This is a genomic window from uncultured Paracoccus sp., from assembly GCF_947487305.1.
Lineage (GTDB): Bacteria > Pseudomonadota > Alphaproteobacteria > Rhodobacterales > Rhodobacteraceae > Paracoccus.
The window spans coordinates 11637-30341 of the sequence record NZ_CANKWH010000012.1 but is presented as its reverse complement, the minus strand read 5'-3'; the positions used below and the strand labels follow the sequence as shown (position 1 = coordinate 30341).

General features: G+C 66.7%; 17 protein-coding genes and 1 pseudogene. 2 read left to right on the top strand and 16 right to left on the bottom strand.

Annotated features, from left to right (window positions below; all coding sequences use genetic code 11):
- Positions 1-2 precede the first annotated feature (2 nt).
- The 9 genes from Q1A36_RS14495 to ftsW form a co-directional block, all read right to left on the bottom strand.
- Positions 3-932, bottom strand: a complete 930-nt coding sequence (locus Q1A36_RS14495; protein WP_299845496.1) for a cell division protein FtsQ/DivIB — start codon at positions 930-932, stop codon at positions 3-5.
- Complete coding sequence (locus Q1A36_RS14490) at positions 920-1855, bottom strand: D-alanine--D-alanine ligase (RefSeq protein ID WP_299845493.1); 936 nt, start codon at positions 1853-1855, stop codon at positions 920-922. Before Q1A36_RS14490 ends, Q1A36_RS14495 begins: the two co-directional genes overlap by 13 nt.
- 149 nt (positions 1856-2004) lie before the next feature.
- The gene (gene murB, locus Q1A36_RS14485; protein WP_299845492.1) at positions 2005-2940 is read right to left on the bottom strand and encodes a UDP-N-acetylmuramate dehydrogenase; all 936 of its coding nucleotides are present in this window, start codon (positions 2938-2940) and stop codon (positions 2005-2007) included.
- A gap of 200 nt (positions 2941-3140) precedes the next feature.
- On the bottom strand, positions 3141-4733 hold the full coding sequence (locus Q1A36_RS14480) for a hypothetical protein (protein ID WP_299845489.1): 1593 nt from the start codon (positions 4731-4733) through the stop codon (positions 3141-3143).
- Positions 4734-4781: 48 nt separating this feature from the next.
- Positions 4782-5129 carry a hypothetical protein gene (locus Q1A36_RS14475; protein ID WP_299845486.1) on the bottom strand — a complete coding sequence of 116 codons (348 nt, stop codon included), beginning with the start codon at positions 5127-5129 and terminating at the stop codon, positions 4782-4784.
- Entirely contained in the window at positions 5126-5392 is a 267-nt protein-coding gene (locus Q1A36_RS14470; protein WP_299845483.1) for a DUF2484 family protein, read from the bottom strand. Before Q1A36_RS14470 ends, Q1A36_RS14475 begins: the two co-directional genes overlap by 4 nt.
- The gene (gene murC, locus Q1A36_RS14465) at positions 5389-6816 is read right to left on the bottom strand and encodes a UDP-N-acetylmuramate--L-alanine ligase (protein WP_299845480.1); all 1428 of its coding nucleotides are present in this window, start codon (positions 6814-6816) and stop codon (positions 5389-5391) included. Before murC ends, Q1A36_RS14470 begins: the two co-directional genes overlap by 4 nt.
- Positions 6813-7898, bottom strand: coding sequence for a UDP-N-acetylglucosamine--N-acetylmuramyl-(pentapeptide) pyrophosphoryl-undecaprenol N-acetylglucosamine transferase (locus tag Q1A36_RS14460; protein ID WP_299845477.1), 1086 nt, complete (start codon positions 7896-7898; stop codon positions 6813-6815). Before Q1A36_RS14460 ends, murC begins: the two co-directional genes overlap by 4 nt.
- Positions 7898-9064, bottom strand: coding sequence for a putative lipid II flippase FtsW (gene ftsW, locus Q1A36_RS14455; RefSeq protein WP_299845474.1), 1167 nt, complete (start codon positions 9062-9064; stop codon positions 7898-7900). Before ftsW ends, Q1A36_RS14460 begins: the two co-directional genes overlap by 1 nt.
- Positions 9065-9228: 164 nt before the next feature.
- Here ftsW and Q1A36_RS14450 point away from each other — a divergent pair, with 164 nt between their 5' ends.
- On the top strand, positions 9229-9582 hold the full coding sequence (locus Q1A36_RS14450; protein ID WP_299845469.1) for a metalloregulator ArsR/SmtB family transcription factor: 354 nt from the start codon (positions 9229-9231) through the stop codon (positions 9580-9582).
- Entirely contained in the window at positions 9579-10037 is a 459-nt protein-coding gene (locus tag Q1A36_RS14445) for an SRPBCC domain-containing protein (protein WP_299845464.1), read from the top strand. The genes Q1A36_RS14450 and Q1A36_RS14445 overlap by 4 nt, the downstream gene beginning before the upstream one ends.
- Positions 10038-10061: 24 nt before the next feature.
- Here the strand turns inward: Q1A36_RS14445 and murD are convergent.
- The 7 genes and pseudogenes from murD to rsmH all read right to left on the bottom strand — a co-directional run.
- Positions 10062-11531 (bottom strand): annotated as a pseudogene (murD, locus tag Q1A36_RS14440) (UDP-N-acetylmuramoyl-L-alanine--D-glutamate ligase); the annotation flags it as partial.
- 28 nt (positions 11532-11559) lie between these two features.
- Positions 11560-12642: a phospho-N-acetylmuramoyl-pentapeptide-transferase gene (gene mraY / locus Q1A36_RS14435; protein WP_299845461.1), complete on the bottom strand. Its 1083-nt coding sequence runs from the start codon at positions 12640-12642 to the stop codon at positions 11560-11562.
- A gap of 3 nt (positions 12643-12645) precedes the next feature.
- Complete coding sequence (gene murF, locus Q1A36_RS14430) at positions 12646-14028, bottom strand: UDP-N-acetylmuramoyl-tripeptide--D-alanyl-D-alanine ligase (RefSeq protein ID WP_299845459.1); 1383 nt, start codon at positions 14026-14028, stop codon at positions 12646-12648.
- Positions 14025-15503, bottom strand: coding sequence for a UDP-N-acetylmuramoyl-L-alanyl-D-glutamate--2,6-diaminopimelate ligase (locus Q1A36_RS14425; RefSeq protein ID WP_299845740.1), 1479 nt, complete (start codon positions 15501-15503; stop codon positions 14025-14027). The genes murF and Q1A36_RS14425 overlap by 4 nt, the downstream gene beginning before the upstream one ends.
- Positions 15504-15524: 21 nt before the next feature.
- Positions 15525-17354, bottom strand: a complete 1830-nt coding sequence (locus Q1A36_RS14420) for a penicillin-binding protein 2 (RefSeq protein WP_299845456.1) — start codon at positions 17352-17354, stop codon at positions 15525-15527.
- Positions 17351-17737, bottom strand: a complete 387-nt coding sequence (locus Q1A36_RS14415) for a cell division protein FtsL (RefSeq protein ID WP_299845454.1) — start codon at positions 17735-17737, stop codon at positions 17351-17353. Before Q1A36_RS14415 ends, Q1A36_RS14420 begins: the two co-directional genes overlap by 4 nt.
- The gene (rsmH, locus tag Q1A36_RS14410; RefSeq protein WP_299845451.1) at positions 17737-18705 is read right to left on the bottom strand and encodes a 16S rRNA (cytosine(1402)-N(4))-methyltransferase RsmH; all 969 of its coding nucleotides are present in this window, start codon (positions 18703-18705) and stop codon (positions 17737-17739) included. The genes Q1A36_RS14415 and rsmH overlap by 1 nt, the downstream gene beginning before the upstream one ends.

The window sequence follows — 18705 nt, the reverse complement described above, 5'->3', positions numbered from 1 at the left end:
GCCTAGCCCCCCGTCTTGTCCTGATCCGGCAGCACCTGCCCGTCCAGCCCCAACAGGGGCAGGCCACGGGCACCGCGGATGGTGTTTCTGGCATCGATCCCCATGCGGATGATCGGTCGCTCGGCATCGCGCAGGTCGATCACGCTGATGTCGCGGCCGAGCACGTCCTGTTCTTTCTGCAGCTTGATCGCCCGCTCCATCGCGACGATGGCGCCGGTTTCGGGCAGCAGGATGCGCTGGCCGTGATCCAGCACCACGTCCCACCGCCGTTCGCCCTGCCGCTGCAAGCCGCGCAAGCGCGGCAGGATCGGGCCGGCGGCATCGATCAGCGCCAGCGCCTCGGCGGTCACTTGATCGGCACCGTCGCCCGAGATGATCGGCAGGTCGGGCCGCATCTCGCGCGAGGTGACGCCGGCGACGCGGTGGCCGGTCTTGTCCAGCATGTCGATGCCGCGCGCATGACGCCAGAGCAGCGCCGGCTGGCGCTCGGTGACGACTGCCGACAGGATACCGCCCGGCTTGATCCGAAGTTCGATGGTCTCGACCGCATCCAGCGCCAGAACCTGCAGGCGCAGCGCGGTCAGGTCGATGTCGAAACTCGAGGCCGGCAGATCCACCGGCAGCATCGCCCGCAGCGCCTTGTCGACGGCGGGCGATGCGCCCTCGATGGTCATCATCCGGACCTGGAATTCCTCCCGCGACTGGACCTTGTCCACCAGCCCGTCGATGCCCTCGGACAGCATCGCCCGGCGATCCTCGTCCGACAGCCAGATACCGACGGTCATGGCCAGCAGAAAGGCTGGCAGACCGATCCGCAGAAAGCGGCGATAGAGCGGCCTCAGCCACATCCGCTCCAGCCGGTATTGCAGCCGCGACGGCGCCGGGTCGCGCTTGGGCTTCGGGGCTCCGTGTTGATCGCTCAGGCTCGCCACAGCGCATCCTCGATCATCCAGCGCATCAGCGCCGGAAAGTCATGGCCCGCATGGGCAGCCTGTTCGGGGGCCAGTGAGGTCGGCGTCATGCCGGGCTGGGTGTTCAGTTCCAGAATGATCAGCCCGTCCAGACCGCGTGTCTCGTCCCACCGAAAATCGGTGCGGCTGACGCTGGTGCAGCCGAGGGCCTGATGCGCGCGCAGCGCGTAATCGAGGCAGGCGGCGGTAATCTCGGCGGGCAGTTCAGCCGGGATCACATGGCGCGATCCGCCGGGCTTGTACTTGGCATCGTAATCATACCAGCCCTCGGCGATGATTTCGGTCACCCCCAGCGCGCGGTCGCCCATGACGGTCGTCGTCAACTCGCGCCCCGGCGCATAGGTCTCGACCATGACACGCTCGGGCATCGAGGGCGACAGGGCCGGCGGGCCGTTATTCTCGGCCTGAACGATGTAGACGCCCACGCTCGAGCCGTCGTCATTGGGCTTCACCACATAGGGCGGCACCATGACATGGCGGGCGCGCACCTCGTCGGCATCGGCGATGATGCTGTCGACAACCGGCAGACCAGCGGCGCGGAAGGCGGCCTTGGCCCGGGTCTTGTCCAGCGCCAGCGCCGAGGCCAGCACGCCGGAATGGGTATAGGGAATGGCCAGCCATTCGAGGATGCCCTGCACGCAGCCATCCTCGCCATAGCGACCATGGAGCGCGTTGAAAACCGCATCGGGCCGCAAGTCCTGCAGCCGCGCGACGATGTCGCCATTGCGCTCTTTGCCGAGGACGACCTCGGTTACATCAAAGCCCGCCACCCGCAGCGCATTCGCGCATTCGCGCCCCGACGACAGGGAAACCTCGTGCTCGGCCGAGGGTCCGCCCATCAGGACGGCTACGGTGTGGGCTGTCCTGCTCGACCTGCCCGCCACGTTTCGCCTTTCGCGCCCGGTTTCTCCGGGCTTTCTTTCACTCTGCGCGGCCGGGTTCGGCCCGGACCTGCGCGATATTCGTTATGGATGTATTCACCTTAGCGGCAATCCCTGAATCGCAAAAGCCCAATTTTCCGGATTGGCGCGGCTCACTCGGCCTCGGGCAGCGGATCGCCGATGCGGATCACTTCCCATTGCAGCTCGTGCCCGCTGCTTTCCAGCACCCGGCGCCGCACCAGCTCGCCCAGCCCCTCCAACTCGGCGGCGGTGGCGCCGCCGGTATTCACCAGGAAGTTGGGGTGTTTTTCCGACATCTGCGCCCCGCCCCAGCTGTGACCGCGCAGCCCCGCCGCGTCGATCAGCGACCAGGCCTTCAGCTCATGCGTGTCATCGGCCCGGCCGGTGCTGGAAAAGCCCGCCGGGTTGCGGAAGGTCGAGCCGGCGCTGCGGTCCTTGGTCGGCTGGGTCTCGTCGCGCTTGGCCAGTTGCTGCGCCATCTTCTCGTGCAGCGCATCCGGGTCGTCGCGTTCAGCGCGGAACACGGCCTCGGTCAGCACCCAGCCCTCGGGCATTTCGGCATGGCGATAGGCAAAGCGGAAATCGTCAGGCTTCAGAACCACGCGGGCCCCGTCGCGGGTGATGGCACGGGCCTCGATCAGATGATCGGCGACATAGCTGCCATAGCAGCCCGCATTCATTCTGACCGCGCCGCCGATGCTGCCCGGAATGGTGCGCAGGAAGGTCAGGTCCAGCCCCGCATCCGCCGCCCGCCGCGCCACATGCGCATCCAGCGCGGCAGCACCGGCAATGACCGTTTCCCCAGCGATTTCAATGCCGTTGAAGCCCCGGCCAAGCCGGATCACCACCCCCCGGATGCCGCCATCTCGGACGATGAGGTTCGAGCCGACGCCGATGGGAAAGACCGGAACGGCGGGATCGAGTGCCGCCAGAAACGCCGCCAGATCCTCGGCATCGGCGGGCTGGAAGAGCCAATCGGCAGGGCCGCCGACGCGCAGCCATGTGAGGGCATCGAGAGGGCGATCGGCGGTCAGGGTGCCGCGGGGCGTGGGAAGATCGAAGGTCATCCGGCGGTGGTAGCCAGTGGCGAAGGGGGCGTCAACTCGGCGGGGGCGACGAGGGTGCAACGGCTGCGAGCGTTGCGTGGCGGCGGGTGGTGGGGTGAGGGGCGAATGGGCCAGAAAATGCTGGGGTTGGGGCGGCACAGGGCGTGCACAGGCTGTACACAGGGGGTGCACCGGAGTGGGCAAAGTACCGCAATGCTCCGCTAAGACCACAGCCAGCGGAACACTGCGTCTTTGACGGCCTTTGCTACAGGGGACCGGGCAAGATACTCGATTGCCTTCAAATATCCGCCGGCCTTGGCAATTAGCGAGTTTCCCGCCGCAAAGCCTTTGCCAATATCCTTCCCGAAGCGCAGGACCTGTTCCACGCGCAGAAGCCGCCCGGCGAGCCGGAATGACGCCGCAGCCCGTTCCTCGGCGGGCGTGGCCGGGTCTGTGGCTGCTGCCGCATCCTCGGGCAAGACTTCAGCCAGCCGCCCTTCCAGAAGCGGCTCGATCACCTGAACCACTTCCTCGATCGCTGCACCGGCATCGATCAAAGCATCATTGTCGGCGATGACGGCCCGCCGTTCGAGCACCTGCCGGGTCTCGAGGTCCGACCCCAGAATATCAGCTCCGGCCTCGCGCAGACGGCTGCGGTAGTCCTCGATCAACGCATCCTGATCGGCCGAGGGGCATTCGCCCGCTTCGATGCGCACATGAAGTCGGCGCGTTGCGGCAGCACAGGCATCGAACAGTTCGACCGGCAGGTTGCCGGCGTCCTCGACGGCGCGGCGCAGCATGGTCAGATCAGCGGCGAGTGCTCCATAGGCCTGTCCGCCTTCACCATCGAAAACCTGCACAGCCTTGAGCATCTTGCGCCGGACATAAGAGGCCATGTCCTCGGGCAACTGCGCATCGGGAATGAGACGCAGTTTGCCTGTTTGCGGATTGACCTCGATCTGTTCGCCATTGGCGGTTGCGCGGAGGGCGTGATCGCGGCGAATGTCGCCGATACGCCGGTCCAGCGCCTCACCGCCCTCGTGCCACAGCGCCTCCTCGATCATCGCCACGTCGCGCAGAAGCGGCCAGTTCTGCGGACGACCGTCCAGGGCCTTCTGATACCAGTCGACCCAGAAGTCGCCACCCGGGAATTGCTGAAGGATAGCTCTCGCTACAGCCCAGAGATGTTCGGTCGGATTTCCGTCGGGCCAGAGTCGGAGGTCCGACGCGCCGCGCCCCTCGATGATCGAGTGAACATCGAACTCGACAGCGGACCAGAAAGCGATGTTGTCGTCTACGAGAACGGCACTGGCTGAAGCGAGATTTGTCGTCGCGGTTTCTCGGGCGTACAGTGCTCGCGCAATGGTGTCATGTGTCGCATTGGTGTAGATCGCAGTTGCATGAGCTATGGCTTCAACGGCGGTGGCGGGATTGGCGGCAGCAACGGCAGCCGCAGCCAATGCGAACACGGAGGCACTGAAGCCGCCGCGGTCGTTGGTCATGCCCGGATGGGCTTGAAGGGCCTCACTTGCGGCACGGGCGGCAGCAACTACGGCGGCATTGGCGCGATTCACCGCAACGGCAATTTCTGGGCTTGGGATCTTAGTCGCAACCATCAAGCTTAGACTCAGTTGGAGATTGGGCAAAGACCTCAAGCCAACTCGCGCTGCCCAGCTCTCGCCTGCGTCAGCAAGCCCGTGCGGCAATACGCGCATCACTGCCCGATGGGCGATCAGCGCGGCGTCCTCGCCGGGCCGAACCCTTAGCCAAGCCTGAAGGCTCTGTTCATCTTGCACCTGTGGCAACTCGCTCATCCCCGCATCATCAATGCGCGATCGCCCCGGAGCAAGCCCGGATCACCCCTACGCCAACCCCGCCAGCACCACCGCCCCCGCAGCCACGGTCAGAAGTATGGTGGCCAAAGCTCCCTGCCAACTCTTCCAGACCAGCCCCTGCCCCAGCGCCTGACCGGCAACCAGCCCCACGGTCACACCGCCCAAGGCCGGGATCACGGTGGCCTGCATGGCGATCCATGCCGACAGATCGTGGTGGACACCATCGCCCACCAGCGCGCCGCGCAGTTGCAGGGCGATCACGGCCAGCAGGACCGAGAGGATCATCAGCGGCCAGAAGGTTCGGGAGAAGCTGCACCAGAAGGCAATGAAGCCAGCGCCCGCACCGCAGATCGCGCCGATCAGCAGCGGGTTCATTCGGCCGGTGCCACGGGCGCGGGCGCAGGTGCCGGCTGGCGCGGGCGGCGCTGCCTGAGCAGCAGCGCCATGCCAATCCCGAGGCCCGCAAGCCCGACCGCCGGGCCGCAGCGCAGGGTCAGAAGGCCCAGAACCGGCACGCCAAGCGCCACGGTGATCCGGGTCGCAAGGCTGCGGCGATGGGCGGGCAGTCGCGGGATCAGCAAGGCGAGGATCAGCCAGGCAGCGGCCAGACCCAACGCGGTATAGACCGCAGCCGTCACGCGGCCTTGCCTTGCAGCCGCTCGGGCAGCCCGTTGGCCCAGGTCGAGATGGTGCCTGCGCCAAGGCAGACGACCATGTCGCCGGGCCGGGCCTGTTCACGCACCAGCCGGGCGAGGTCTTCCTCGTCCATCACCGCGCGGGCATGGCGATGGCCATGGGCAATGAGGCCCGCAACCAGATCGTCGCGCGAGGCGCCGGGGATCGGATCTTCGCCGGCGGCATAGACCTCGGCGATCCCCACGACATCGGCCTCGTTGAAGCAGGTGCAGAAATCCTCGAAGAGGTTCGACAGCCGCGAATAGCGGTGCGGCTGGTGCACGGCGATGACCCGGCCCTGCGTCGCCTGGCGCGCGGCCTTCAGCACGGCGGCGATCTCGACCGGGTGGTGGCCGTAATCGTCGATGATCGTGACGCCGTTCACCTCGCCCACGCGGGTGAAGCGGCGACCGACGCCGCCGAACTTGGCCAGCGCCTCGCGGATCTCGGATTTCTTGATGCCGAGATGGCGGGCGACGGCGACGGCAGCGAGGGCGTTCGAGACATTGTGGTCGCCGGGCATGGGCAGGCTGCAGCCCTCGATCATCTCGACACCGCCGGTCTCGGTCGGGCCTTCGCATTGCAAGGCAATGTCGAACAGCGCGATGCCGTTCTCATAGCGCAGGTTCATCGCCCGCACATCGGCCTGGGCGTTGAAGCCGAAGGTCACCACGCGGCGGTCGGTCAGCTTGCCGACCAGCGCCTGCACCTCGGCATGGTCAGTGCAGCAGACGGCGAGGCCGTAGAAGGGAATGCGCGAGGCGAAATCGAGGAAACCCTGACGCAGCGCGTCGAAGCTGCCCCAATGCTCCATATGCTCGGGGTCGATATTGGTGATGATGGCAATGTCGGCGGGCAGGCGGTTGAAGCTGCCATCGCTTTCATCGGCCTCGACCACCATCCACTCCCCTGCCCCGGCGCGGGCGTTCGAGCCATAGGCATGGATGACGCCGCCATTGATGACGGTCGGGTCAAGATTGCCGGCATCCAAGAGCGTGGCGACCATGGTGGTGGTGGTGGTCTTGCCATGCGTTCCGGCAATGGCGATGTTCGATTTCATCCGCATCAGCTCGGCCAGCATCTCGGCGCGGCGGACGACCGGCAGGCCACGGCGGCGGGCTTCCTCCAGCTCGGGATTGCCCTTCTTGATCGCGGTCGAGATGACGATGACGCCGGCCTCGCCGATATTCTCGGCGCGCTGGCCCTCGAAGACGGTCGCGCCCAGCTTTTCCAGCCGGTCGGTGATCTTCGAGCGTTTCAGATCCGAGCCCTGAACGCGGTAGCCCAGTGTCAGCAGCACCTCGGCGATGCCCGACATGCCGATGCCGCCAATGCCGACAAAATGGATGGGGCCCAGTTCCATGGGCAGTTTGGTGGCGGCATTCATCGGGCAAGCTCCGTGACGAGATCGTAGAGGCGGCGGGCCGCATCGGGGCGGCCAAGGGCAAGTGCGGCTGCGGCCATGCGGGCGGCGCGGGCGGGATCGCTGAGGACCGCGAGCATGTCGCGCGTCAGGCTTTCCACGTCAAGCACCGATTCCGGCAGCATCAGCGCGGCCTCTGCATCGGCAAGCGGCCGCGCATTGGCGGATTGGTGGTCATTGGTGGCCGTGGGCAGCGGGATCAGGATCGAGGGCCGGCCTATGACCGTCAGGTCGGCGATGGTCGAGGCGCCCGAGCGGGCGACGACCAGCTGCGCCTCGGCAAAGCGGCGGGGCACGTCATCGAAGAAGTGCCGCACCTCGGCCACGACACCGGCGGCGCGATAGGCGGCGACAACGCGGTCGTGATCCTCTTTCCGCGCCTGATGGGCGACGCGCAGGCGCGGGCGCAGGTCCGAGGGCAGCGCGGCGATGGCGGCGGGCACCATGTCCGACAGGATCCGCGCCCCCTGCGAGCCGCCGATGATGACCAGATGGATCGGGCCTGCGCCGGGCGGCTGATAGGGGCTGCCGGCATAATCCATCACCGAGGCGCGGACCGGGTTGCCGGTATGGATGCCGGTGACACCCTGCGGCAGTTCGGTGGGCCATGTGCCGCAGGCGATGCGGTTGACGCGGCTGGCGAAGCGCGAGTTCACCCGGCCCATCACCCCGTTCTGTTCATGGATCATCCGCGGCAGGCCCATGCTGAGCGCCGCCGACATGGCCGGGATGGTCGGATAGCCGCCGAAGCCCACCACCACATCGGGCCGGTCTCGGCGAAAGCCGCTGCGCGCGGCCAGCACGCCCGAAGCGATCTTGAAGGGCGCGGCCAGCTTGCCCATCAACCCGCCGCGCGAGGTAGTGGCCGAGGGCACCACGCTACGCTCGACCGTCTGGGGGAAGCCATCGGCATAGCGGGCGCCGCGATCATCGGTCGACAGCTTCACCCGCCAGCCCTCGGCCAGCAGCACCTCGGCCAGAGCCTGAGCCGGAAACATGTGGCCGCCGGTTCCCCCGGCAGCGATCAGCGCAAGCTTCCCCGACATCAGCGCCCGGCCCTGCGCAGGATCTCGGCCATCTCGCCCTGCGGGCGGGTGCGGGTCAGCGCCAGGAGCATCCCCATGGCAATGCCCGAGGCGATGACCGACGAGCCGCCGTAACTCACGAAGGGCAGCGTCATCCCCTTGGCGGGCAACAGACGCACGGCCACGCCCATGTTGATCAGCGCCTGCACACCGAAGGCGCAGGCCAGACCGGTGCCGGCGATTCGGACGAAGGGATCACGCTCTTTCAACAGCCGCATCAGCGAACGCACGACGATGGTGCAGTAAAGCGCGATTATCGCCAGCACCATGATGAGGCCATATTCCTCGGCCGCCACCGCGATGATGAAGTCGGTATGGGCATCGGGCAGCGACCATTTCACCGTCCCCTCGCCCACGCCGACGCCGAAGAAGCCGCCCTCCTGAATGGCGTTGGTGGCATAGCCCAGCTGGGTGCGCGGATCGACCTCGGGCGACAGGAAGCCGTCGATACGACGGGCAAAGTGCTCAGAGGCACCATAGGCGAAGATGCCGCCGCAGATGGTCAGGCCCGCGACGATCATCAAAAGGACCATCGGAGCACCGGCGACGAAATACATCACGCCCCAGGAAAAGAGAACCAGCGAGGCTTGGCCGAAATCGGGCTGCAGTGCCAGAAGCAGCACCACGGTAACGGCGGCGAGGAAGGAATAGGCCTTGCCCGGGGGGCCGCCGACCTCCTGGCTTGCCGCCATGAACCAGGCGCACAGCGCGACGAAGCCCGGTTTCAGGAATTCCGAGGGCTGGACCGACAGGCCGGCGACGGACAGCCAGCGCACCGCGCCCTTGCCGAAATCGGTGCCGATGACCGGCAGGGCCAGAATGGCCGCAAAGGCGGCGATGAAGCCCACCACACCCAGCCGGCGCACCTGCCGGGGTGACATCATCGAGAAGACGATCATCGCCACCAGCGCGACACCGCCCATCACCGCCTGGCGCTGGACATAGTAGAATCGCGGCAGATGGTTCTTCTCGGCCAGCGGCACCGAGGCGGCCAGCCCCAAGAGCAGCCCCATCGCGAACAGTCCCAGCACGCAGGCCAGCGACCATTTGTCGACCGTCCGCCACCAGCGTGGAAGAATAGGATCACCCGCCCGAACGGGGGTGGCGCCAAAGACCATCTCGGTCATGGGAATACCGCCTTCACTGCCTCTGCCTCGTCCGGTTTTCCCGGATCTGGGCGCGAGCATAACCTGATTTACCCTGTCACGCTACTGGGGAAATTCCGCATCTTTCCGTGGGCCGGGCCAGCCCGGTTGATTAAATAACCGAATCGTTATATAACTTTCTCATTATGCAAAACCTCGACGCCCGACTGACCGCCCTTGCCGACCCGACTCGCCGCGCCCTGATCGAGCGGCTGGCCCTGGGCGAGGCCACGGTCGCCGAACTGGCCCGGCCCTTCGCCATCAGCCAGCCGGCGATTTCGCGCCATCTGAAGGTGCTGGAAGAGGCCGGGCTGATCGAGACGCGCGTGGCCGGCACCTCGCGGCCCCGCCGCCTTCGAGCGCAGGCATTTGCCGAGACCGCCGACTGGTTCGGCCCCTTCTTCGCCGCGCTGGATGCGCGGTTCCGGGCGTTGGACCGGGTTCTGGCCGAGATGCCCGACCCCTCACCGGAGACTGCAACCGAAAGGACAGATCCATGACCAAGCTGATCGCAAGATCCGAAGGCGAGCGCGACGTGATCGTTACCCGCCATTTCGCCGCCCCGCCCGAGAAGGTCTGGCACGCGCTGACCGACACCGCGCTGATGCGGAAATGGATGACCAGCGATTTCGGCCCGCTGAAATCGCTGACCGGCGAGGCCGTCGTCGGCGGCACGCATCATTTTGTCTGGGACACCGATGGCAAGGACATGAACATGATCGCCACCTATGACCTGCTGGAGGCGCCAGAGCTGATCCGCCACCGCGAGGCCTGGCCGGAATACGGCTATATGGAAAGCGTGATCGAGACCCGGCTGAGCCCGGCACCGGGCGGCACCGAGATGCGCATGGTGATCACCTTCGCCACATCCGAGGCCCGCGATCAGGCGCTGGAGGTCGGCATGACCGAGGGCATGGAGGCGACCTATGCCAATATGGACAAGCTCTTGGCGTAGGCGCGGCAGAGGGCCGGCGGAGGCTCAGCCCTCGGCCGGCTTCAGCCCCTCGACCAACGCCACGAAATGCTCGCCGCGCTTCTCGAAATTGGGATACTGGTCGAAACTCGCCGCTGCCGGGGCCAGCAGCACCGTCTCGCCCGGTTCGGCCTCGGCGGCGGCGCGGGCCACGGCCTGCTCCATCGTCTCGGCGATCTCGTAAGGCGTCTGGCCGATCTCGAGAGCGAAATCGCGGGCGGAATGGCCGATGAGATAGGCTTTCGTCACCCGCCCGAGGAAGGGCTGCAGCGCGGTGATGCCGCCCTCTTTCCCCAAGCCCCCGGCGATCCAGCGGATGCGGTCGAAGGCCTGCAGCGCCTTGGCGGCGGCATCGACATTCGTGGCCTTGGAATCGTTGACGTAACGCACGCCGCCGATCTCGGCGACGGTCTGGCTGCGATGCGGCAGACCCAAGAAGCTGTGAAACGCCGCCTCGATCTCGCGCGGGGCAAGGCCCACGGCGCGGCAGGCGGCATAGGCGGCGCAGGCGTTCTGGTGGTTATGCGCACCGGGCAGGCCCTTCACCTCGCGCAGATCGATCGAGGCCGCCTGACGCCCCTTGCGGTATTCGGACAGAAAGCCCTTCTTGGCAAAGACCGACCAGCCGGGACCGTCGAGCTTGGTCTCGGACGAGATGCGGATCACCCGGTCATCGCTCGGCGCCATGGACAGCTGATCGGCGAGGTAAAGCCCCTCGATCTCATCGACGCCCACAACCGCGCGATCCGGCCCGCCCTCGGAAAACAGCCGGCGCTTGGCGGCGAAATAGCCGCCCAGGCCCGAATGGCGGTCCAGATGATCGGGCGAAAGATTGGTGAAGACGGCGACATCGGGGGTCAGCGCGCGGGCCAGATCGGTCTGATAGCTCGAGAGCTCCAGCACCACGACCTCGCCATCCTCGGCGGGGTTCAGCGACAACACGCCGGTGCCGATATTGCCGCCCATCTGCGTCGGGCGGCCGCATTCCATCAGGATATGGTGGATCAGCGCCGTGGTGGTCGATTTGCCATTCGAGCCGGTGACGGCGATGACGCGGGGGATGCGGTCGAACTCGTTCCACTCGTCAGTTGCAAAACTGCGGAAGAACAACCCGATGTCATTGTCGACCGGCACGCCGAGCCGCATGGCCTTCTCGATCACCGGATGGGGCTTTGGATAGAGATGCGGGATGCCGGGGCTGGTGATGAGGGCGCTCACCCCGTCCCAACCTGCATCGCGGGTCAGATCGACGATCTCCCAGCCATCGGCGGCGGCAGCCTCGCGCGTGTCGACCCCGTCATCCCAGGCAATGACGCGGGCGCCACCGGCCTTCAGCGCGGCAGCGGTGGCCTTGCCCGAGCGGCCAAGGCCAAGAACGGCGATGGTCTGGTTTTCGACGCCTTCGACGGGAATCATTCTGTCACCTGCTGTTGCCGGGGGACTGCGCGTCCCCCGGTCCCCCTGCGGGATATTTGCGCCAAGATGAAGGCGGTGGGCAAGCGCACTAGCGCAGCTTCAGCGTTGCCAGACCGATCAGCGCGAGGATCAGGGCGATGATCCAGAAGCGGATGACGATCTGCGGCTCGGCCCAGCCCTTCTTCTCGAAATGGTGGTGGATCGGGGCCATCAGGAAGACCCGCTTGCCGGTGCGCTTGAAGTAGAGCACCTGGATGATGACCGACAACGCCTCGACCACGAAAAGTCCGCCGATGATCGCCAGCACGATCTCGTGCTTGGTGGCCACCGCGATGGCACCCAGCGCGCCGCCAAGGGCGAGGCTGCCGGTATCGCCCATGAAGACGGCGGCGGGGGGCGCGTTGTACCAGAGGAAGCCAAGGCCGCCGCCGATCAGCGCGGCGACGAAGATCAGGATCTCGCCGGTGCCTGGAACATGATGGACACCGAGGTAATTGGTGAAGTCGACCCGACCCACCGTATAGGCGATGACGCCAAGGCTCGCCGCCGCGATCATCACCGGCATGATCGCCAGCCCGTCGAGACCGTCGGTCAGGTTCACCGCATTGGCGGCGCCGACGATGACGATCATGGCGAAGGGGATGAAGAACCAGCCGAGGTTGATCAGCGCGTCCTTGAACACCGGCAAGGCCAGCTGCCCGGTCAGGTCAGCGGGCTGCAGATACATGGTCCATGCGGCGGCGAGGAACGCGAGCGCCAGCCCCAGTGCCATGCGGATGCGACCCGAGACGCCCTTGGTGTTCATCTTGCTGACCTTGGCATAGTCGTCGGCGAAGCCGATCGCCGCATAACCCGCCGTGACCATCAGGATCATCCAGACATAGCCGGTATCGAGCCGCGCCCAGAGGAGCGTCGAGGTGAACAGCGCCGAGAGGATCAGGAGGCCGCCCATGGTCGGCGTGCCGGCCTTGACAAAATGGCCTTCCGGACCGTCATCGCGGATCGGCTGGCCCTTCTTCTGCGTGCGGCGCAGATAGTTGATCAGCGGACGCCCGAAGATGAAGCCGAAGATCAGCGCGGTGAAGAAGGCCGCGCCTGCCCGGAATGTGATATAGCGGAACAGGTTGAAGAGGTCTCCGCCCTCGGACAGGCTGCTGAGCCAATACAACATCTTCTAACCCCTTGTTACCGGCTGAGGCGTCTGCCCCGATTTGCGCAGCGCGTCAACGACCGTCGAGATCCTCGATCCTTTCGAGCCCTTGACCAGCACAATGTCGCCGGCAGCCACCAGCTCGGTCGCCCGGGCGGCCAGATCGGCGGCGCTTTCCGCCCATTCGCCGCGCTTTTCAGGCGGCAGCGCCTCGTAGAGGTGGCGCATCCGGGGACCGGCGAGGTGGATCAAGTCGATGCTGCCCATGGCCGGATCATCGGCCATTGCGGCGTGCAGCACCATCTCGTCGGGACCAAGTTCCAGCATGTCGCCAAGGATCGCCACGCGGCGGCCGCCTTGCAGCCCGGCCAGCGTCGCAAGGCCAGCGGCGAGCGAGGTCGGGTTGGCGTTATAGGCGTCATCGATCAGGCGGATGCCGCCCAATGTCTCGACCGCACCGCGGCCCTTGGGCGGCAGCCAGTCGCCAAGGCGTTTCGCCGCCAGCTTCACATCCGCCCCCGCCGCCGACAAAGCGGCCAGCACGCCGATGGCGTTCATGGCGAAATGGGCGCCGGTGGTCTGCAGGGTGAATTCGACAATCTGGCCGGTGATATTGGCGTGAAGCCGCAAGACGCCATCACCCGGCATGATCTTCAGGGGCTTGGCAACGCCCTGCGCGCCAAAACCCACGACCAGCGCACCGGCCGCATCGGCGGCATCGCGCAGGATCGGTGTGGTGCTGAGGTCTTCGGGGATGATCGCCGTGCCCATCGGCAACAGCCCCTCGAAGATCGCGCCCTTCTCGCGGGCGATACCTTCCAGCGCGCCGAAGGCTTCCATATGCGCCGCCGCGATGGTGGTGATCATCGCCACATGCGGTCGCGCCATGCGGGCCAGGGGCGCGATCTCGCCCGGATGGTTCATGCCGATCTCGATGATGGCGAAATCGGTGGCGGCGGGCATTCGTGCCAGCGTCAGCGGCACGCCCCAATGGTTGTTATAGCTGGCCTCAGCGGCATGGATGCGGCCCTGCCCGACCAGCGCGGTGCGGGCCATGTCCTTGGTCGAGGTCTTGCCGACCGAGCCGGTGATGGCGATGACCTTGCCCTGCGTCCGGGCGCGACCGGCGCGACCCAGAGCCTCGAGCGCGGGCAGCACTTCGGGCACGATCAGGAGGGGCGCGGTGGGCGCAACACCCTCGGGGATGCGACTGACCAGCGCGGCGCTGGCGCCCTTTTCCAGCGCCTGCGCGACGAAATCATGCCCGTCGCGTTCGGCCTGCAGTGCGACGAAGAGATCGCCCTTTTGAAGCGTGCGGGTGTCGATGCTGACACCCGAAGCGGTCCAGTCGCCCTGCGCGCGGCCACCCGTGGCGGCGGCGGCGTCGGCTGAAGTCCAGAGGCTCATATCTTGCCATCCAGTGCCGCGACGGCGACCGAAGCCTGTTCGGCATCGTCGAAGGGATAGACATCCTGCCCGATGATCTGGCCACTTTCATGGCCCTTGCCCGCGATCAGCAGCGCATCACCCGGCTGCAGCGCATCGACACCGCGCAGGATCGCCTCGGCCCGGTCGGCAACTTCGGTCGCCTCGGGGCCCGCGCCCGCCATGACCGCCGCGCGGATCAGCGCCGGGTCCTCGGTGCGGGGATTGTCGTCGGTGACGATGACCACATCGGCAAACTGCCGTGCCGCCTCGCCCATCAGCGGGCGCTTGCCGCTGTCGCGGTCGCCCCCGGCCCCGATCACCACGATGATCCGGCCCATGACATGCGGGCGCAGCGATTGCAGCGCCGCGATCACCGCGCCGGGCTTGTGGGCGTAGTCCACGAACACCGTCGCGCCATTGTCGCGCCGCGCCGCCAGTTCCATCCGGCCGCGCACCGTGGTCAGGCCCGAGAGCGCCGGGATGATCTCGTCAGCCGTATTGCCGGCAGCCATGACCAGCCCCATCGCGGCCAGCACATTCTCGGCCTGGAACCCGCCGATCAGCGGCAGGCGCACCAGATAGGGTTTTGCGTTGATCGAAAAGCGCAGGTCCTGCCCGGTGGCGTCATAACGCTGATCGAGGATGCGCAGATCGGCGCCCTCGGCCTTGCCATAAGTGGTCAGCGTCAGGCCGCGATCCCGGGCGATGTCGGCCATCTGCCTGCCACGCTCGCCATCGACATTGATGACCGCCTTCGCGCCTTCTTCCAGAATATGATTGAAGAGCAATGCCTTGGCGGCGAAATAGTCATCGAAATTCTTGTGGTAATCCAGGTGGTCCTGGCTGAAATTGGTGAAGGCGGCGGCTTCCACCCGCACCCCGTCCAGACGCCGCTGGTCGAGCCCGTGGGACGAGGCTTCCATCGCCGCATGGGTCACGCCGGCCTCGGCGGCTTCGGAGAGGATGCGGTGCAGCGTCAGCGGGTCGGGCGTGGTATGGGCCAGTTTCGCCTGATAATCGCCCTGCACCCCCATCGTGCCAAGCGAGATGGCGCTGTAGCCAAGCGCCTGCCAGATCTGCCGGGTGAAGCTGGCGACCGAGGTCTTGCCGGCGGTGCCGGTGACCGCCACGACATGTTCGGGCTGGGTCTCGAACCACAACGCGGCGGCACCGGCCAGCGCGGCGCGCGGGTCTTCGGCGATGATCAGCGCGCCCGACCAGCCCTTCAGCACGTCGGCCGCGATCTCGGCGCCCTTGCGATCGGTCAGCACGGCGCCGGCATCCATGCGCAGCGCATATTGGATGAAGTCGGCGCCGTGGCGTTCCGAACCCGGCAGCGCGGCGAAGAGGTGGCCGGGGCGCACCTGCCGGCTGTCCAGCGAAATGCCGGTTATCTGCGGGTCGCGCCCGTCCCTTGCCCTCAGCCCCAGATCCGAGAGCTTCTTGTCGCTAATCGTCACAGTCCCTGCCACCCGTCAGTTATTTGCGACGAGCTTTACTGCAGCAGGGGCGGTCTGTTCAACACGCGGCTCGAATCGCGCAGCAATCTCGGGCAGCTTTTCGTCGGTGATCGGCGCCAGACCTAACAGCGGCGCCAGACGGCGAACCAGCTCGGCCGCAACCGGCGCGGCTGTGGCGCCGGCGGTGCGGGCCTCGCCGCCACCGCTGCTGATCGAGGGCTCATCCAGCGTCACCAAAAGCACATATTCAGGGTTCGACGCCGGGAAGACCGAGGCGAAGGTCGAGACCACCTTGTTCTCGAAATAGCCGCCGCTCGGACGCGGCTTGTCGGCGGTGCCGGTCTTGCCGGCAACTTCGTAGCCCGGCACTTCCGAGGCGCGGGCGGTGCCGCGCGTCACCACCTGACGCAGCATCGAGATGGCCAGATCGGCGGCCCGCGGCGACAATACCTGCGCGCCCTCGGGGCGTGTGCGGCGATGGACCAGCGTGGGCGTGACGCGGCGGCCGTCATTGGCGATGGTGGCATAGGCGGCGGCAAGGTGCAGCGGACTCGCCGCCAGACCGTGACCGAAAGCCACAGTAGCCGAGGTGACGGCTGGCCAGCGAGGCGGCACCAGGGGCTTGCCGGTCGGCGCCTCGACCATCTCGATCGGCGTCGGCTCGAAGAAGCCCAGCTTCTCGAGGAAATCCTTCTGCCGATCGGCGCCGAGAAGCTGGGCGATCCGCACCGTGCCGACGTTCGAGGATTTCACGATGATGTCGGTAACAGAAAGTTGCCCGCCGTAATTGTGGAAATCGTTGATGCGATACTTGCCGATGCGCATGGGGCTGGAGGCATTGATCATCGTGTTCGGATTGACCAGCCCCAGGTCCATCGCCTGCGCCACCGGGAATATCTTGAAGGTCGAGCCCAGTTCATACTGGCCCTGCACCGCCCGATTGAAGAGCGGACTGTCCGAGGGATCGCCCTTCAACATCGGCTTCGGCCGCTCGTTCGGGTCGAAATCGGGCAGGCTCGCCATTGCGACGATCTCGCCGGTCTTGACCTCCATCAGGATGCCGGCGGCACCCTTGGCATTCATCACGCTCATGCCCGAGGCCAGCACCTCCTCCATCGCCGCCTGTGCGGTCAGGTCGATGGAGAGGGCCAGCGGCGCGCCCTCGTTCGCGGGATCGCGCAGCCAGCCGTCAAAGGCCTTCTCGACCCCGGCGACGCCCAGAACCTCGGCGCTGCTGACGCCCTCCTTGCCAAAGGCTGAGCCGCCAAGGATATGGCTGGCGATACGGCCATTCGGGTAGAGCCGCATCTCGCGCGGACCAAAAAGCAGCCCCGGCTCGCCGATGTCATGCACCTCCTGCATCTGCTCGGGGCTGATCTTTTTCTTGATCCACAGGAATTTGCGATCGCCGGTCAGGTCCGTGCGCAGCCGCGCCGGGTCGAGATCGGGGAAGATCCGGGTCAGCTGGGTGATGGTGTTCTCGGCATCGACCAGCTGATAGGGATGGGCATAGAGCGAATAGGTCAGCAGGTTCGTCGCCAGCACCCTGCCGTTGCGGTCGGTGATATCGGCGCGCTGCGACATGATCCGCGCGGTCGAAGCCTGGGCCTGCGGCTCGACTGGCTCGCTGGCGGCAAGGCTGCCCATGCGCGCGCCCACCGTGCCGAAGGCACAGAGGAACACGGCGGCCGTCAGGATCAGCCGCCCCTCGGCCCGACGGCGGGCCTTGTCCTGGATCTCGGAATGGCGGCGGGCGCGGTTTTCGGCCTCGATCTCGTCGGGATCGGTGCCGGTTTCTCTTGCGCGCAGGATGCGGGCAAGGGGACGAAGGGGGGTGCGGATCATGGTTGAACCTCGCTCGAGGCCGGGACGAGGGTCCCGGCGGCACGGTCACTGATGAATTGCGGGCGGGCCTGCGGGCGCTTGGGCGGCACCGGCGGCGGCGCGGGATAGTCGATCTGGGCCAGCTGCACGAATTGCCCGGCCTCGATCGGCACCAGCCGCAGCCGGTCGAAGTTCAGGTTCACCAGATCGCGCAGCCGCTCGGGCCGGTTCAGATAGGCCCATTCGGCGCGCAAGACGCCAAGATCCTCGCGCATCTGGCCGATCTCGCGCTGGACCTGCCGCATCTCGTCGATGGCCGCCTGGGTGCGGTAGTTTTCGCGGTAGGCCCAGAAGGCCAGACCCATCACTGCCAGAACACAGGACAAATAGATAACCGAGCGCATCACGCCCCCCCCATGGCCGGCAGTCTTGGCAGTCCAAGCGTGGCCGCATCGGCGCGGCCGGCAGGCGCGTCGGTGCGGATGGCGACGCGCAACAGGGCCGAGCGCGCGCGGGGATTTCCGTCCAGTTCGTCAGGATCGGGACCGATGGCCTTGCGGAAGGGCAGCGTGAAGGCGGCGGGCGCGGTCTCGGCCTGCGGGGCATAGCGGCTGCCGCCCCCCGCCGCATTGGCGCGCGCCTGCATGAAACGCTTCACGATCCGGTCTTCCAGCGAATGGAAGCTGACCACCGCGAGCTTGCCCCCGGCGCGAAGTGCGCGCTCGGCGGCCTCGAGCCCGGCCAGAAGCTGGCCGAATTCGTCATTTACCCAGATGCGGATGGCCTGAAAGCTGCGGGTCGCCGGATGGCTTTGGCCGGGTTTGGCGCGCGGCAGGCAGCCCGCCACGATCTCGGCCAGTTCGGCGGTGCGGCTCAGTGGCCGGGCGGCGACGATGGCGCGGGCGATGCGGCGCGCGGCGCGTTCCTCGCCATAGTGATAAAGCACATCGGCGATCTGGCATTCCTCGGCGCTATTCAGCAGATCGGCGGCCGACGGGCCGCTGTCGCCCATGCGCATGTCCAGCGGCCCATCGCGCAGGAAGGAAAAGCCGCGCTCGGCCTGATCGAGCTGCATCGAGCTGACGCCAAGGTCCAGCACCACGCCATCGACCGGCTCGCCCGCCAGTTCATCCAGTTGCGAGAATGTCCCCTCAACCAGTCGCAGCCGGTCGCCATACTCACCCCTCCAGCCCTCGGCCATGCGAAAGACCGAAGGGTCTCGGTCGATGCCGATGACCTGACCGGCACCGGCCTCCAGCAGCCCGCGCGCGTAACCGCCCGCGCCGAAAGTGCCATCGACCCAGAGGCCCGAGACGGGATCAACCGCCCTGAGAAGCGGCTTCAGCAGGACGGGGATATGCGGCTGTGCCAT